This window comes from Sphingobium sp. HWE2-09 (genome assembly GCF_035989265.1).
Classification (GTDB): domain Bacteria; phylum Pseudomonadota; class Alphaproteobacteria; order Sphingomonadales; family Sphingomonadaceae; genus Sphingobium.
In genome coordinates, this window is sequence record NZ_JAYKZX010000003.1 from 1,791,351 (window position 1) to 1,806,375 (window position 15,025).

Annotated in this window: 13 protein-coding genes and 2 pseudogenes; 9 read left to right on the top strand and 6 right to left on the bottom strand. The window is 64.6% G+C overall.

Annotated elements, in window-relative coordinates:
- Positions 1 to 92: 92 nt before the first annotated feature.
- From zapE to U5A89_RS14135, 3 genes are read right to left on the bottom strand one after another with little or no spacing between them, the layout of a single operon-like run.
- The gene (zapE, locus tag U5A89_RS14125; RefSeq protein WP_338161709.1) at positions 93 to 1,205 is read right to left on the bottom strand and encodes a cell division protein ZapE; all 1,113 of its coding nucleotides are present in this window, start codon (positions 1,203 to 1,205) and stop codon (positions 93 to 95) included.
- Complete coding sequence (locus tag U5A89_RS14130; protein WP_338161710.1) at positions 1,202 to 1,663, bottom strand: PaaI family thioesterase; 462 nt, start codon at positions 1,661 to 1,663, stop codon at positions 1,202 to 1,204. Before U5A89_RS14130 ends, zapE begins: the two co-directional genes overlap by 4 nt.
- A gap of 1 nt (position 1,664) precedes the next feature.
- Positions 1,665 to 2,453: a succinate dehydrogenase iron-sulfur subunit gene (locus U5A89_RS14135; protein ID WP_338161711.1), complete on the bottom strand. Its 789-nt coding sequence runs from the start codon at positions 2,451 to 2,453 to the stop codon at positions 1,665 to 1,667.
- Positions 2,454 to 2,761: 308 nt separating this feature from the next.
- On the opposite strand from U5A89_RS14135, the pseudogene U5A89_RS14140 reads away from it, so the two are divergent.
- The 3 genes and pseudogenes from U5A89_RS14140 (at position 2,762) to U5A89_RS14150 (ending at position 5,388) form a co-directional block, all read left to right on the top strand.
- Positions 2,762 to 3,846, top strand: a pseudogene (locus U5A89_RS14140) (glycosyl transferase).
- A gap of 4 nt (positions 3,847 to 3,850) precedes the next feature.
- Positions 3,851 to 4,954, top strand: a complete 1,104-nt coding sequence (locus tag U5A89_RS14145) for a CDP-alcohol phosphatidyltransferase family protein (RefSeq protein ID WP_338161712.1) — start codon at positions 3,851 to 3,853, stop codon at positions 4,952 to 4,954.
- Positions 4,951 to 5,388 carry an HIT family protein gene (locus tag U5A89_RS14150; RefSeq protein ID WP_338161713.1) on the top strand — a complete coding sequence of 146 codons (438 nt, stop codon included), beginning with the start codon at positions 4,951 to 4,953 and terminating at the stop codon, positions 5,386 to 5,388. Before U5A89_RS14145 ends, U5A89_RS14150 begins: the two co-directional genes overlap by 4 nt.
- 277 nt (positions 5,389 to 5,665) lie before the next feature.
- On the opposite strand, the gene U5A89_RS14155 is transcribed toward U5A89_RS14150, so the two are convergent.
- Entirely contained in the window at positions 5,666 to 6,436 is a 771-nt protein-coding gene (locus tag U5A89_RS14155) for a phosphocholine cytidylyltransferase family protein (protein WP_338161714.1), read from the bottom strand.
- A gap of 176 nt (positions 6,437 to 6,612) precedes the next feature.
- On the opposite strand from U5A89_RS14155, the gene U5A89_RS14160 reads away from it, so the two are divergent.
- Positions 6,613 to 7,917 (top strand): lipopolysaccharide biosynthesis protein, encoded by a 1,305-nt coding sequence (locus U5A89_RS14160; RefSeq protein ID WP_338163061.1) that lies wholly within the window; start codon positions 6,613 to 6,615, stop codon positions 7,915 to 7,917.
- 1 nt (position 7,918) lies between these two features.
- Here U5A89_RS14160 and U5A89_RS14165 read toward each other — a convergent pair.
- Together U5A89_RS14165 and U5A89_RS14170 are read right to left on the bottom strand one after the other, a co-directional pair.
- A pseudogene (locus U5A89_RS14165) lies at positions 7,919 to 9,021 on the bottom strand (NAD(P)/FAD-dependent oxidoreductase).
- Positions 9,018 to 9,986, bottom strand: a complete 969-nt coding sequence (locus U5A89_RS14170) for an alpha/beta hydrolase (protein WP_338161715.1) — start codon at positions 9,984 to 9,986, stop codon at positions 9,018 to 9,020. Before U5A89_RS14170 ends, U5A89_RS14165 begins: the two are co-directional and overlap by 4 nt.
- A gap of 52 nt (positions 9,987 to 10,038) precedes the next feature.
- On the opposite strand from U5A89_RS14170, the gene U5A89_RS14175 reads away from it, so the two are divergent.
- The 5 genes from U5A89_RS14175 to U5A89_RS14195 are packed head-to-tail and all read left to right on the top strand — an operon-like array spanning position 10,039 to position 15,017.
- Positions 10,039 to 10,512: an A24 family peptidase gene (locus tag U5A89_RS14175; protein WP_338161716.1), complete on the top strand. Its 474-nt coding sequence runs from the start codon at positions 10,039 to 10,041 to the stop codon at positions 10,510 to 10,512.
- A 51-nt stretch (positions 10,513 to 10,563) separates the two neighbouring features.
- Positions 10,564 to 11,577 (top strand): Flp pilus assembly protein CpaB, encoded by a 1,014-nt coding sequence (cpaB, locus tag U5A89_RS14180; RefSeq protein WP_338161717.1) that lies wholly within the window; start codon positions 10,564 to 10,566, stop codon positions 11,575 to 11,577.
- 1 nt (position 11,578) lies between these two features.
- Positions 11,579 to 13,060, top strand: a complete 1,482-nt coding sequence (locus U5A89_RS14185; protein WP_338161718.1) for a type II and III secretion system protein family protein — start codon at positions 11,579 to 11,581, stop codon at positions 13,058 to 13,060.
- Positions 13,061 to 13,075: 15 nt separating this feature from the next.
- Positions 13,076 to 13,723: a CpaD family pilus assembly protein gene (locus tag U5A89_RS14190; protein WP_338161719.1), complete on the top strand. Its 648-nt coding sequence runs from the start codon at positions 13,076 to 13,078 to the stop codon at positions 13,721 to 13,723.
- Between the two features lies 1 nt (position 13,724).
- A complete protein-coding gene (locus tag U5A89_RS14195) occupies positions 13,725 to 15,017 on the top strand; it encodes a pilus assembly protein CpaE (RefSeq protein WP_338161720.1) in 1,293 nt (430 codons plus the stop codon).
- Positions 15,018 to 15,025: the final 8 nt, after the last annotated feature.

Here is a 15,025-nt window from a genome sequence, read left to right on the forward strand (position 1 = left end):
GATTCCGGCAGGCGATGAACTGTGCTTGTGACGCCCGATCGATACAGATCCGAGGACGGGATCAAGTTCCCGCCCAAGCGGCAAAACGCCCGCTATTTCGGCCCATGCCCCAGCGCGAGATAGTCGTCCGACTGCATTTCCATCAGCCGCGATGCGGTCCGCTCGAACTCGAATGCGCCGTCGCCTTCGGGATACAAGCGCGCAGGCGCGGCATCGGCCGACGCCAGCAACTTGACCTTATATTCGTACAGCGAATTGATCAGCGTCACGAAACGCGCCGCCTCGTTGCGGTTTTCCGGCCCCAGCACCGGAATGCCCACGATGATGACCGTATGATATTTGCGCGCGATCGCCAGATAGTCCGGCGCGCCCCGCGCTTCGGCGCAGAGCCGCTTGAAGGAAAACACCGCGACGCCCTTCAGGCTCTTGGGCACATGCAGCGTGCGGCCGCCCTGAACCGGAATATCCTCCGACGGCACATGGGCGCGGTCGGACGGGGGATAGTCCGTCAACCGGAAGAAGGCAGTGCTGAGCGCCTGCGTCGCTTCCTCGCCATTGGGGCAATGCCACAAAGTCGCGTCGCCCAACCGGTCGCGCCGATAATCGACCGGACCATTGAGCGTCATCACGTCCAGCTTCACCTTGATCAGGTCGATGAACGGCAGGAAAAGCTGACGATTGAGGCCGTTCTTATACAGTTCGTCGGGCTCGCGGTTGGACGTGGTGACGATCGTCACCCGCTTTTCCAATAATCCCGTAAACAGCCGCGACATGATCGCCGCGTCGGCCATATTATTGACGACCATCTCGTCGAAACACAGCAGCCGCGCTTCGTCGGCGATCGAATCCACCACCGGCGGGATCGGATCGCCCGTCTCGGACTTGCGCGCCTGCGCCAGCCGGGCATGGACGTCGAGCATGAATTCGTGGAAATGCGCCCGCGTCTTGCGCTGAATGTGCACCGTGTCGAAGAACAGGTCCATCAGCATCGATTTGCCGCGCCCGACCCCGCCCCACATATAGAGGCCGCGCGGCGGCTCCGGCGCCTTGCGCAACAATTTCCACAGCGTCGATCCGCGCGCCGGCGCCGCTTCCAATTCCCGCTGCAACGCATCGAGTCGCTCGGCCGCCGCCCGCTGGTCCGGATCGGGCCGCAATTCCCCCGCCTTCACCAGTGCATCATAGCGGGAAAGGACGCTGGTCACTTGGGGCTGGGCGCCTTGCGAACCGTGGCGGTCGATGCCGCGACCGGCTGCCCCTCCTGCGTCAGGATCATGCGCAGGAACAGCAGCCGCCCGGTCTCGCGCAGCAACTCGACCTCCGCGACCAGGTCCGGCCCGACCCGGCCCGCGCCCAGATATTGCATCGACAGGTCGATGGTGACGCCGTTGATCTGGTCCTTATGCCCCATCGCCCACAGCCCGCCGAAATAGGCATGGTCGGCAAAGGCAGCGAGGAACCCGCCATGCAGCGTATCGAGCCGGTTGCGATGGCTGGATCGCGTTTCCAGCGCGACCAGCGCCTTGCCCGGCGCGTCGCTGCGCATATAGCCGCGGCCGATCGCCTGCAGGAACGTATCGGGATGCGGGTCGGACCATGCGGCCCAGCCCGCCCATTTCCCATCGGGCAGCGCCGTGCCGCCCGCTATGCCGTCGCTCGTCAACTTACAGCTGCCGTTCGACCATCATCTTCTTGGTTTCCGCGATCGCCTTGGCCGGGGACAGACCCTTGGGGCAGACATTCGCGCAGTTCATGATGGTGTGGCAGCGGTACAGGCGGAACGGATCTTCCAGTTCGTCCAGACGCTCGCCGGTATATTCGTCGCGGCTGTCCGCCAGCCAGCGATAGGCCTGCAGCAGGATCGCCGGACCCAGGAACTTGTCGCTGTTCCACCAATAGGATGGGCAGCTGGTCGAGCAGCAGGCGCACAGGATGCACTCATACAGCCCGTCCAGCTTCTCACGGTCGGCGGGCGACTGCAGCCGCTCCTTGCCCGAAGGCGGCGGCGACACGGTCTTGAGCCAAGGCTGGATCGAATTATACTGGGCGTAGAAATGGGTGAAATCAGGCACCAGATCCTTGATCACGTCCATATGCGGCAACGGCGTGATGCGCACATCCTTGCCCGAACATTCGTCGATCGCGGTGGTGCAAGCGAGGCCGTTCTTGCCGTTCATGTTCATCGAACAAGAACCGCAAATGCCTTCGCGGCACGAGCGGCGGAAGGTCAGCGTGGGATCATATTCATTCTTGATCTTCAGCAGCGCGTCCAGAACCATCGGGCCGCAGCTGTCCAGGTCGATCTCGAACGTGTCGTAGCGCGGGTTCTGCCCGGAATTGGGATCGTAACGATAGACTTTGAAGCTGCGGACGTTGGTCGCCCCCGCAGGCGCCGGGTGGGTAACACCCTTGCCGCTGATCTTGCTATTCTTGGGCAACGCAAATTCGGCCATCGCTCGTCGAGCCTCTCAGGGATGTCTGCTGGTTGCCGCCCGCATAACAAAAAATGCGCAAAGGTCCAGCGCCTAGACCATGTTTCTGCCCCTAAGACCCTTGTTGCAAACGGCTTGCAGATCACAGGCCGCCCGGCTTGCTTCCTGCGCAGGGCTGACTTGCTTCCTGCTCAGGGATTGTTACGGGGCGATTGACGACGCGGATCGTTATAGTGCTGCATCCGTCTGCCCGTCCACCAGCGGACGGGGTTCGGGCGCCGTGGAGGGCAAGCCGATGTCGCGATCTTATCAACGGGAAACCGCCTTTCTTGCCCACTGACATCGCCTTCCTGGCCATTGCCGAAGCGCAGCAGCTCTATCACTGGCTGCCCGCCGCGCTGGAACTGTCGCGGCGGCCCGACGTGCGGGTCAGTATATTGTCGCCTTCCGACGCGATCCTGGCGCTGGTCGCCAGCTACGATCCGCAAGGCCGTCTGACGCCTGTCCGCCTGCGCCGCCCCTCGTCCCGTCCCGATTCGCTGTTCCGCCAGCCATCCCGCCTCGCAACGCTGCTGCTCAACTATGCCACCATCGCCCGCTTCCCGACGCTGGTGACGACCGAGATCAGCAGCGCCTGGCTGCGCCGCGTGCCCGGCTTTGCCTCCCGCCTCATCCTCATCAAACATGGCGCGGGCGACAGAGAGGGTGGCTACAAGAAACGCCATGCCGATTTCGACCTGACGCTGGTCGCGGGCGAAAAGGACCGCCGCCGCATGATCGATCGCGGCTTGTCCTCGCCGGACACGGTCGCGGTCGGCGGCTATCCCAAGTTCGAACTGAAATCGCCACGCCAGCGCTATTTCTACAATGACGATCCGGTGCTGCTCTATAATCCCCATTTCGATCCCACGCTGTCCTCCTGGGTCAGGCACGGACCGCGGATGCTCGGCGCGCTGGAATCGCTTGTCGGCTGGAACGTCATCATCGCTCCGCATACCAAGCTGGCGCGCGCCGCCTTGCCGATCGTCAGCCACGCGCCGCATATCCGCATCGACATGGGCAGCCGCCATTCGATCGACATGAGCTATACGATGAGCGCGGACGTCTATCTTGGCGACGTGTCGAGCCAAGTCTATGAATTTCTGCTCCACCCCCGCCCCTGCATCTTCCTCAACCTCGACCATCGTGACGGTTCGGGGAGGCCTTCGCCCATTGGCGGCTGGGCCAGGTGATCGACAGCGCCGACGCCCTGCCCGCCGCGCTTGACCGCGCGAACGACTTGCAACCCGGCTTCGTTGCTGCGCAGGAAGCGGCGATGCAGCAATCGATCGACCTGTCCCCGGTCCCCGCCTCCCAGCGTCAGGCCGACCTCATCCTGAATTTCGCCCAAACGCCCCATTCCGCGAAGAGCTGAACGCATGAGCCAGACCCTCACCACCGCCCTTGGCCCCGCCCGCCTGCTGGGCGATAACAAAACGCCGATCTGGGGCATGACCAATGCCGAACGCACCCGCCGCATGGCGCAGAGTGCGGCCAAGACCGGCAGCACGCTGGCGCCGGGGCACGAACTCCTCTCCAACCTGGCCTATGCGTTCGATCCGCTACTGCTGCGGCTGGTTCTGGAAACGCCCGGCACGCTGTTCGCTTGGGGCGGCACGCCGATCGTGGGGCAAGTGCCGCAGGGCGTCGATCCACTGACGGCGCCGCACGTCATCGACCTGTCGAACGGCCGCAAGCTCTATAATCGCCAGCTGCGCAAGCTGGAACAGCCGATGGTATGCGAACTCACCCCCGAAACCCGGCGCACCATCGAACGGCGCAGCTATTTCGGCGCCTATAAGGGCGTCACCGACATCCTCACCAAATATCTCTGGCCCGAACTGGCGCTGGTGCTGACCCGTATCGCCGCGCAACTGCGGATGACGCCCAATATGGTGTCGGTGATCGGCGTCACCCTCTGCCTGTTCGCAACATGGCTGTTCGCGCAGGGCATGTTCTGGACCGGCTTCCTGTCCGGCTTCATCTTCATGGTGCTGGACACGGTTGACGGCAAACTCGCCCGCTGCACCATCACCTCGTCCAAATGGGGCAATGTGATCGACCATGGCGTCGACCTCGTCCATCCGCCCTTCTGGTGGTATTTCTGGGGCACGGGGCTGGTTTACTGGGGGCTTGGCCTGTCGGGCGGCACCTTCGCCTTCATCATGACCGCCGTCATCGCGGGCTATATCCTGCAACGGCTGATCGAAGGGATGTTCCTCAAGGACTTCAAGATGGACATCCATGTCTGGCGTCCGTTCGACAGCCGGTTCCGCCTGATCACCGCGCGGCGCAACCCCAATATGGTGATCCTGTTCGTCTCGCTGCTCTTCGGTCGCCCCGATATCGGCCTGATCGCGCTGGCCTGGTGGACGATCATTTCGCTCATCGTCCATGCCGTGCGGCTGGCGCAGGCCTATGGCGTCCAGCGCTCAGGCAAACCCATCATCAGCTGGATGGACGAAGCGGAGGCCGCCCTATGAACAACACCATCGAAAAATTCGGCTACCCCGCGACCCTGATCGCCGATTTCGATCATTGGGTCGTCCTGCTCCGCCCCGCCCAGCCGACGCTGGGATCGCTGATACTGGCGGCGAAGAGCGACGCGACCGCCTTCGGCGACTTGCCCGTCGAAGCGCACACCGAGCTGAAGACCGTCACCGCCACGATCGAAGCCGCGCTGACCAGGGCGGTGGACTATGCGAAAATCAACTATCTGATGCTGATGATGGTCGATCCCCATGTCCATTTCCACGTCATCCCCCGCTATGGCGGCACCCGCAGCGGCGGCGGCGTGACCGTGCCGGACGCAGGCTGGCCGGGCCAGCCGGACTTGGGCCAGGCGGTAAAACTGGACAGCGAGTTGGACAGTTTGCGCGATTGGTTGAAGGGCTTGTTTGTGGCCGAAATGCAGTAAGCCCGCGCCGCCAAAACCACGTCATCCCGGGCTTGACCCGGGATCCCGCTGCCTGTTGGAATTAGACGCTCCAAGGCACCTGCGACAAAGAAGCGGGATCCCGGGTCAAGCCCGGGATGACGAAGAAGGATATGTCAGACCTAGGCGGCTGTCCTATTCTTAAAAATGGCGATATCGATATCGCCAATAACGCAAGCTCACACGCAACAATAAATCCAAAATAAGACATAAAATTTCGAAATCAGCGGGAAATGTGCGAAGTTAAGCCCCGACGATCCTATTTCGCGTAGCGCCCTTCCGCCACCCACTTCGCCGTCAGCGCCATGGCCGCCTCGACATCCTGGTGGAAATCGACCTCCTGCCATTCCAGCCCTTCGATCGAGGCTGTACCGACGCGGTTGCCCTTGGCGATGATGTCGATGGCGCGCAGATACCAGCGCTCCACCCCTTCGGGCGTGCGCATCATCTGGTCGATCTGGTTGCGGAAGATTGCCGGGCCTTCGCCGGCGAAGGCCAACATCCCGATCAATTCGGCATTGGTGTCGGGCGGCAGCAACCGCTTGCCGATATGGTGCAGCCGACCGCTATCGTCGCGGTTCACCTTCATATCATCATCGTCATAGTCGCCATCGGCCTTGATATCGACCGTGACGGTGATCGCGTCCTTGGCCCCCGCAATCAGCTTCGCGACGATCTCGTCGGAAATGATGGTGTCGCCGTTCAGGATGATGAAGTCGCGGTCCATTTCCTCCCGCACGATCCAGCAAGTGCCCAGGTTGTCGGCGACCTGGAAGAAGGGGTTGAACACGCAGCGGATGCGCGCGCCCGTCTCGCGATAGAGTTGCAGCGCATGATCCTCGACCCGCTCGGTGCGAAAGCCGGTGACGACGACAATATCGGTCACGCCATTGGCGACCAGCGCGGCGATCTGCCAGCTGATCAGGGTGCGGCCGTTGAACTCGATCATGCATTTGGGCACGTCGCGGGTCAGCGGCAACAGGCGTGAGCCTTGCCCGGCGGACAGGATGATGGCTTTGGTGATCGTCATGCGCGCGGCTTTAGATGGCAATTTTGCCGAAAAAAAGGCGGCGTTTGCACTCGCCCCGCCCCTCGCCTAAAGCGCCACGTGCTCCTGCGCAGGCAGGAGCCCAGATCAGAGCGAGGGACTGGGCTCCTGCCTGCGCAGGAGCACGCCGCGCTAAATGAAGGGCCAGTCATCGGGTGATGTTCAAGCGCGGATCGGGCGCGGCGGGGGACGGTTTCGCCCGCATCCTGGCCAATACCGGCTGGCTGCTGGGCGGCAAGGGCGTGGGCGCGGTGCTCAGCCTCGCCTATCTCGCCATCGTCACCCGCACGCTGGGCGTCGCGGATTTCGGCCGTTTCGCTCTGGTGCTGAGCGCCGCAAACGTCATCAAGACCTTGGTCAGCTTCGACAGCTGGCAGATCGTCGTGCGCTACGGCCAGCCCCGTCTGGCCGATGGCAATGGCGACGCCCTGAACCGCGTGCTGCGTTTCTGCATCCTGATCGACCTCGCCTCCGCACTCGCGGGCGGCCTGATCGCCGCGGCGATCATCCTGCTCTTCGGCGACCTTTTGGGCATCGGGCCGGACATGGGGTGGCAGGTCTGGGCCTTTTGCATGGTGATGATGATCACCATCCGGTCCAGCCCGACCGGCATATTGCGCCTGTTCGACCGCTTCGATTCGGCGGCCTTCGCTGAAACCATGATCCCCGTGGGCCGGATGATCGGCGCGGGCGTCGCGCTGGCGATCATGCCCGACATCAGCGGCTTCCTCATCGCCTGGGCCTTTGCCGAACTGCTTTGCGCGCTCAGCTATTGGTATCTGGCGTTGCAGGTCGGGCGCGGGCGGATCGGCCGCTGGCGCGCCGGGCGCGCGCTGGATGCACGAACGGAAAATCCCGGCATCATCGGCTTTCTGACCGCCACCAACCTCCAGACCAGCCTGTCGTCCATCGGCCAGCAGGTCGCGGTGCTGATCGTCGGCGCTTTCGTGGGACCGGCAGGCGCGGGCCTCTATCGCCTCGCCAACCAGCTCGCCAATTCGCTGACCAAGATTTCCAGTCTGCTGTCTCGCAGCATCTTCGTCGAACTCGCCCGCACCAGCACGCATGGCAAGGAAGCGCTGGGCGCCCTGTTTCGCCGCACCAACCGGCTGGCGATGGCGGCGGGCATGGTCATCATCGCCCTCATCCTGACCATCGGCCATCCGTTGCTGGGGCTGATCGCGGGCAAGGATTTCCTGCCCGCCTATCCGCTGTTGCTGATGCTGGGGGTAGCGGCGTGCATCGACCTGGTCGGGGTCAGCTATCGTCCGCTGTTGATGGCGACCGACCGGGCCGGGCTGTCGCTGCGCATCACCTTCGTCGCGACGCTGCTGCTGCTCGGGCTGCAATCGGCGCTGTTGCCCCTTTACGGCACGAAGGGCGCGGCGATGGCGAATATCCTCGCCGCGCTCGCCGGTTTCGCGATGATGGGCCTGGCCAGCCGCCGGGCGATGCGAGCGTAGTTCAACGAAACCGGGCGGGCGAATAGGCGCGCGGATCGAGGCTGGCGATGGCGTCAGGCATCGCTTCGCCCCGGATCAGCGCCGCCGCCAGCAGCGCGGCGGCAGGCGCGGTCTGGATGCCGAACCCGCCCTGCCCGGCAAACCAGAAGAAGCCCGGCACATCCGGGTCGAACCCATAGACGGGCGCGCGATCGGGCGCAAAGCTGCGCAGCCCCGCCCATTTGCGCTCGACCGCCGCGACCGGCCAGTCGACCGCCTCCTCGAACCGGGCGATCGCCTGCGCCACCGCCAATTCCTCCGGCGCAGCGTCGCATGGCGGCGACGGGGCTTCGTCATGCGGCGTCAGCCACAAGCGCCCCTGCCCCTCCGGCTTGAAATAGAAACGTCCGGACAGGTCCATGACCAGCGGCAGGTCGACCGACGGCATCGCAGGCACGCGCAATTGCGCCACCGTCCGGCGCAGCGGCTGTATCCCCACCGGCGCCACGCCGCAGGCGATGGCGACATCGTCCGCCCACGCCCCCGCCGCGTTGATCAGGACGCCGCACTCCATGACGCCGTCCGCCGTCTCCAGGCGCCATCCGCCAGCATGCGCTCGACCTGCCGCCAGCCCGCTCGCCAGCCGGACCTCTCCCCCAATTGCCGGAAGCGCCGGAGATAGGCCTGATGCAGCGCGCCGACATCGATGTCCTGGCAACTCGCCTCCATCACGCCCAGCGTCCATTCGGGCCGCAGCCCCGGCACCAGCCTCGCCGGATCGACCGGCTGCAAATCGACCTTGCCCGCAAAAAGCGCCAGCAATGCATCGCGCCGATCCGCATCCTGCGCCCGCCCGATATGCAGCGTGCGACGCGGCGACAGGAAGCTGCGATCGTGAAAATCCGAATCAGGCGCGGCGAGCCGTGGCCCCGACGCCGTGGTCAGCGGCTGCACCACCGGCCCGCCATAGGTTTCCTCCCAGAAAGCGACCGACCGACCGGTGGCGTGATAGCCCGGCTGATCCTCCATCTCCAGGATGACGACGCGCGCATCGGCCGCCAGCACGGCGCCCAGGCTGGCACCGGCCATGCCGCTGCCGACGATGACGATGTCGGGATGAGTCAAAGGCTGCTCTCACCTGCAGCCGCCTCGTCCAGGAAGGCGTCGATCCGGCGCAGCGCATCCAGCCGCACCGGGTCCGTCTCGCGCAATATCTCATGCGCGGCTTCCTGGCCGTAAATGTGCAAATGCGCGCCCGGAATGCGCGCCGCGACCTCACGGATGGTAGGCGTCGAAACCAGCTTGTCCGCCGCCGTCGCCAGGATCAGCAGCGGCGTGACGATATGGCCGATCGCATCGCCCCGCGCCAGCGCCTGCGTCGATTCCAGCGCTTGCAACACCCAGTTCCAGCTGGGCGGACCCAGGGCGATCTCCCGGCTATGATCACGCCACCAGATTTCGTCGGCATAGCGATCCGGATCGTGCGTGAGCCTTTTCTGCCGCATCTTGCGTTGCCGCTCCGACTGTTCCTTCTGCGTCCAGGCGGGCTGTTCCCCCCGGCCTGTGCCCACCATGAACCGGGCGATCGCGACCGCCAGCCAGCGCGGCAGCGGCGCGCTATGCACGCCCAGCATCGGCGCGACGATGGCGGCGGCATCGGGCGACGGCATGCCTTCGGCCAGCGCGCGCAGCAGCATATGCCCGCCCATGCTGTGCGCCACCATCGCGGTCGGGCCGTCGCCTTCCGCGCGCCAGTCGGCGGCCAGCGCGTTCAGGTCCGCGATCCAGTCGGCAAAATCGCCGATATGGCCGCACAGCGGATCGTCGGTCAGCCGCCCCGATCCGCCCTGCCCGCGCCAATCGAAGCTGGTGACCGCCCAGCCCCGCTCCGCCCAATGATGGATGACCTCCAGATATTTTTCGATCATGTCGCCACGACCGCCCAGCACCAGCATCCGCCCGCGCGCGCCGGACCCCAGCCGATAGCGGCGGATCGGCCAGCCATCGGGCGCGACCCAATAGTCTAGCCGTCCGCCCATCGGCCAGGCGCGCCGGTCGAAAGCGGCAGTCGGGAAGTCGGGTGAATCCATCTGGCCCCATGGTTACGCTTTGGTAAGCCATATGGTCTAGGGCATAAGCCCCATGAACGGGGAATTTTTCCAACTGGCGCTGACAGGCGCTCTGGGCGCGCTGCTGATCATAGCGGCGATCACCGATTTGCGGTCCCGTATCATTTCCAACTGGCTCAACCTGGCCGTCGCGGCGCTGGCTCCCCTGTGGTGGCTGGCCTGCGGGCTGGAGCCATGGCCCGGCATGGCCGTACAGCTGCTGGTCGGCGCCATCGTCTTCACCCTGTTCGCGGCGCTGTTCGCGGCGGGGATGATGGGCGGGGGCGACGTCAAGCTGCTCGGCGCGCTGGCGCTGTGGTTCCCGTGGCAGGCGGTGCTGTCGCTGATCGTCCTGATGGCGATATTGGGCGGCATCGTCACCATCGTCACGGTGATCCACCATCGGACCACGAAAAGGCTGGGCCAACCCGAAATACCTTACGGCGTCGCCATCTCGATCGCAGCCCTGTGGTTGCTTGGCGAACGATATTTTAACCATTTTGCGTGATGAGTGGGGCACTGGGGGCAGTGCACCCATTTGAGGGAGGCGAATTTCGTCATGGATGCTAAGAAGATCGTGCTGCTGGTGGGGGCGCTTATCATAGCGGTCACTACAGCCTTGCTTGCGCGCAGCATGTTGAGTTCGTCAAGTGCGCCGCAGGTCAATGCGGCCGCAATGCCCGCCGATGCCGATCAGCCGCACGTGCTGGTCGCGACGAAGGCGCTGCCGGTGGGAACCATCCTGGACGCAGAGAGCTTCCGCTTTCAGCCCTGGCCCAAGGATCTGATCGAACAGGCCTACTACCTCCGCGGTCAGGCCGATCCCGCCCGCCTGGCAGGCAGCGTCGTACGCACCGCCATCACGGCCGGACAGCCACTGACCCAGGGCGCCATCGTCAAGCCCGGCGATCGCGGCTTCCTTGCCGCGGCGCTTGGCCCGGGGATGCGCGCCGTGACGGTGCCTGTTTCCGCGCAAAGCTCCGTCGCAGGCTTCGTCTTTCCGGGCGATCGCATCGACCTGGTCCTGACGCAGAGCGTGAGTGGCGGCGGCGACGGCGAACCGCTGCGCGTATCCGAAACCATTCTGCGCAACCTGCGCGTGCTCGCCACCGATCAGCGAATGGATGCGATGGGCGCAGACGGCAAGCCGGAGGTGCGCACCTATTCCAACGTCACCATCGAAGTGACGCCCAAGATCGCGGAAAAGATCGCGGTATCGCAGACCATCGGGTCGCTCTCCATGTCGCTGCGGTCGATGGCGGACACCACGTCCGATCTGGACGCCGCGATTGCGGGCACCGATGTCGACCTGCCCGGCACCGCCAATCCGAACGCGGAAAAAGCCATGATCGCCAAGCTGGCCGCACGCCCGGTCGATCGCGGCTCCACCTATTCGACCGGCGCCGACGTGTCGCGTTACCAGCGCAGTTCGGTGCCTGCCAAAGCCGAAGCGCCCATAGCGCCCATGGTGGCGGCCAATGGCGCACCGGTCGGCACTGTCGCCTTCAAAGGCCCGGTGATCCGCGTGGCCCGCGGCACCAACGTGACCGAAGTTCCGGTCGGGGGGAATTGACATGAAGAGCCTGCATAATCGCGCCCCGCGCCTTGCCGCTCCGGCAATCGCCCTGGGCCTGGCGGTTGCCACGATCGTCGCACCGACCGCCGCACTTAACGCCGCCCCTTCCAGCGCGCAGGATAATGCGATCCTGATGTCGGTGGGCGGCAGCCGGGTGGTCAACCTGCCCGCCAAGATGTCGGACGTGGTGATCGGTGATCCCAGCATCGTCGATGTTCATGTCCGCTCGCAGAACCAGCTATATCTGATCGCGAAGAAATCGGGCGAAACCACGGTATTCGCCACCGCGCCCAACGGCAAGGTGCTGTTTTCCGGCACGGTGCGCGTCGGCAACAACCTGACCAGCATCGATGACATGCTGCGCCTGGCGATGCCCGGCGCGACCATCGCGGTCAACAAGATGAACGGCATGGTCCTGCTGACCGGCACGATCCAGGCGCCCGAGGACGCAGCGGAGGCCGAACGGCTGACGCAGGCCTTCGTCGGCAAGGATGTAACGGTGGTCAGCCGCCTGCGCATGGCGACGCCGTTGCAGGTCATGTTGCAGGTCAAGATCGCCGAAGTGAGCAAGGATGTTGGTCACAAGATCGGCACCAACTTTTCCAGCATCGATCGCAGCGGTGGCAGCACCGCTGGCTTCATTGGCGGCGGCTCGCGTAATTTCGTTGAGTTCAACGACAATGGCGGTGGCACCTTCACCACGCCTACTGACGGCGGATACAGCCTCGGCGGCGTGGCCCGGCTGTTCGGTTTGGATATTGCCGGTGCACTCGACCTCGCTGAATCCAGCGGTCTTGCCACGGTGCTGGCGCAGCCCAACCTGACGTCGCTGTCGGGCGAAACCGCCAGCTTCCTGGCCGGTGGCGAATATCCCTATACGATCAACAACGGCGCCAACAACGGCAACAGCATCGAATTCAAGCAATATGGCGTGCAGCTGGCCTTCACGCCTACCGTGCTTGCCGATGGCCGCATCTCCTTGCGCGTCCGCCCGACAGTATCGAGCCTCGACTTCTCGCTGAATGCCGACGTGCCTGCGCTCAAGAGCCGCACGGCTGAAACGACGGTGGAACTGGGTTCGGGTCAGGCCTTCATGATTGCGGGCTTGCTCAACAACGAAACCGGCAACACGATCAACAAGGTGCCGGGCCTGGGCGACATTCCGATCCTGGGCAGCCTGTTCAAGTCGCGCTCCTTCCAGCGGTCCGAAACCGAACTGGTCATCGTCGTGACGCCTTATCTGGTCAAGCCGATGAACGCGTCGGACGTGCGCCTGCCGACCGATGGCTTCCGCAACGCCACGCAGGCGCAGGGTTTGTTCCTGCAACAGGGTAATGACGGCATCAGCGGCGCCCGCAGCCCGGGACCGACCCGCGCGCCCGGATCGTCGACGCCCGTCGGCCCGCAAGCTGTGGTCACCCCGCGCGGCGATATCAAGCCGAACAAGTCCGGGGCTGCCGCTCCTGGCTTCAGCTTCTGACGGAAGGAATAGACTATGACCTCTCTGTCCCTCAAAACGTTTGCAGCGATCGCGATCCTCGCGACGCCGTTGACCGCTCATGCGGCCCCGCGCGCCAACCGCACGATGGATTCGGTCCATCAGCCGGTGGTGGGCCACAGCGCCTATACGTTCGACGTACAGGCAGGATCGAGCGGCGGCCTGACGCCGACCGAAGCCATCCGGCTGAACGACTGGTTTGTCTCGATCGGCCTTGGCTATGGCGACAATGTCGCCATCGTCACCGACGGTGGCTATTTCAGCCCGGCGCTGCGCGACGATGTGGATGCTGTCGTGGCCCATCATGGTCTGCTGGTCGCGACCGACAGTTCGGCCGAAGCCGGACAGGCGCCTGCGGGCAGCGTGCGCCTGATCGTGCGCCGCGCCACGGCCAGCGTACCGGGCTGCCCCGATTGGCACGAAAAGCAGGAAGCCGACATGAACCTGGGCACCAGTTCCAATTTCGGCTGCGGCGTGAACAGCAATCTGGCGGCGATGGTCGCCAATCCCGAGGATCTGGTTCGCGGCCAGGCGACGGACAGCGACATGCGCACCGTCACGTCCAACCGCGCCATTTCCACCTATCGCGACAAGGCCCCGACCGGCGCTGGCGACCTCAAGCAAATGACCGCGGGAGGTCGCTAAGATGAACGCACCCTGGAAACCCGGCGTCGGCGGGCCGCGCGATCCCTTTCACGCCTTTGTCTGTGACGATCACAGTTTCGACATGCTGCGCGCCGTCGCCGCCGAACTCGGCTGGGCGCCGGAAAAGGTGAACAAGGGCGGGATGCGCAATGCGGTCCAGAGCCTGTCGATCACCGCCAGCCCGCAAATACTGTTCGTCGACATGTCCGAAAGCGGCGATCCGTTGAACGACATCAACAGCCTGGCCGAAGTCTGCGAACCCGGCACGGTCGTGATCGCGGCGGGCCAGGTCAACGACGTGCGCCTCTACCGCGATCTCGTCTCCAGCGGCATCCAGGACTATCTGCTCAAGCCTTTCGGCGCTGACCAGTTGCGCGACGCCCTTGCGCAGGCGCAGGCCGTGTTCCTTGCCCCGCGCGACGTCGCCCCTGAACGCCCCCATAGCACGATGGCCGTGATTGGCACGCGTGGCGGCGTGGGCGCGTCCAGCATCGCGACGTCAATCGCCTGGATGTTGTCGGAAAAGCAGAAGCGCCCGACTGCGCTGCTCGACCTCGACGTGCATTTTGGCACCAACGCGCTGGCGATGGACCTGGAACCGGGTCGCGGCCTGACCGACGCGATCGAAAATCCCAGCCGCATCGACGGCCTGTTCATCGAACGCGCCATGGTGCGGGCGAGCGACACATTGGCGATCCTGTCGGCCGAAGCGCCGATCAGCCAGCCGATGATGACCGACGGCGGCGCCTATTATCAGTTGCTGGAGGAATTTCGCCTCGCCTTCGAATGCAGCGTCATCGACCTGCCGCGCGGCATGCTAATCCAGCATCCCCACCTGATGACCGATGTGAACGTCACGTTGGTCGTGACCGAACTGACGCTGGCGGCGGCGCGCGATACCATCCGCATCCTGTCCTGGCTCAAGACCAATGCACCCCAGTCGCGCGTTCTGGTAGTCGCCAACCGGGTGCATCCCGGCGCGCCGGAAATCAGCCGCAAGGATTTCGAACAGTCGATCGAGCGCAAGGTGGACGTGATCATCCCGTTCGACCTGCGGATCGCATCGCAAGCGGCGAAGCTGGGCAAGACGCTGGCGGAAACGGCCAAGGGCAGCAAGGTCGGCGCCGCTTGCGCCAGCCTGCTCGAAGAAGCGCTGGGGGCGGCCGATCGCGCAAGCGATGCCGCTGCGCCAAAGGGCGCTGCGAAGAAAGGCGATTCCCTGCTCGGCAAGATCGGCGACTTCCGGTCGATGATGCCCTCACGCCGCAAGGCGAAGGCTGCGCTGGACAATTGATGACAGGC

Coding starts and splice junctions, on each gene's coding strand:
- U5A89_RS14135 (WP_338161711.1), bottom strand. CDS start 2,453: ATGGCCGAATTTGCGTTGCCCAAGAATAGCAAGATCAGCGGCAAGGGT.
- U5A89_RS14145 (WP_338161712.1), top strand. CDS start 3,851: ATGAGCCAGACCCTCACCACCGCCCTTGGCCCCGCCCGCCTGCTGGGC.
- U5A89_RS14150 (WP_338161713.1), top strand. CDS start 4,951: ATGAACAACACCATCGAAAAATTCGGCTACCCCGCGACCCTGATCGCC.
- U5A89_RS14155 (WP_338161714.1), bottom strand. CDS start 6,436: ATGACGATCACCAAAGCCATCATCCTGTCCGCCGGGCAAGGCTCACGC.
- U5A89_RS14160 (WP_338163061.1), top strand. CDS start 6,613: ATGTTCAAGCGCGGATCGGGCGCGGCGGGGGACGGTTTCGCCCGCATC.
- U5A89_RS14170 (WP_338161715.1), bottom strand. CDS start 9,986: ATGGATTCACCCGACTTCCCGACTGCCGCTTTCGACCGGCGCGCCTGG.
- U5A89_RS14175 (WP_338161716.1), top strand. CDS start 10,039: ATGAACGGGGAATTTTTCCAACTGGCGCTGACAGGCGCTCTGGGCGCG.
- cpaB (WP_338161717.1), top strand. CDS start 10,564: ATGGATGCTAAGAAGATCGTGCTGCTGGTGGGGGCGCTTATCATAGCG.
- U5A89_RS14185 (WP_338161718.1), top strand. CDS start 11,579: ATGAAGAGCCTGCATAATCGCGCCCCGCGCCTTGCCGCTCCGGCAATC.
- U5A89_RS14190 (WP_338161719.1), top strand. CDS start 13,076: ATGACCTCTCTGTCCCTCAAAACGTTTGCAGCGATCGCGATCCTCGCG.
- U5A89_RS14195 (WP_338161720.1), top strand. CDS start 13,725: ATGAACGCACCCTGGAAACCCGGCGTCGGCGGGCCGCGCGATCCCTTT.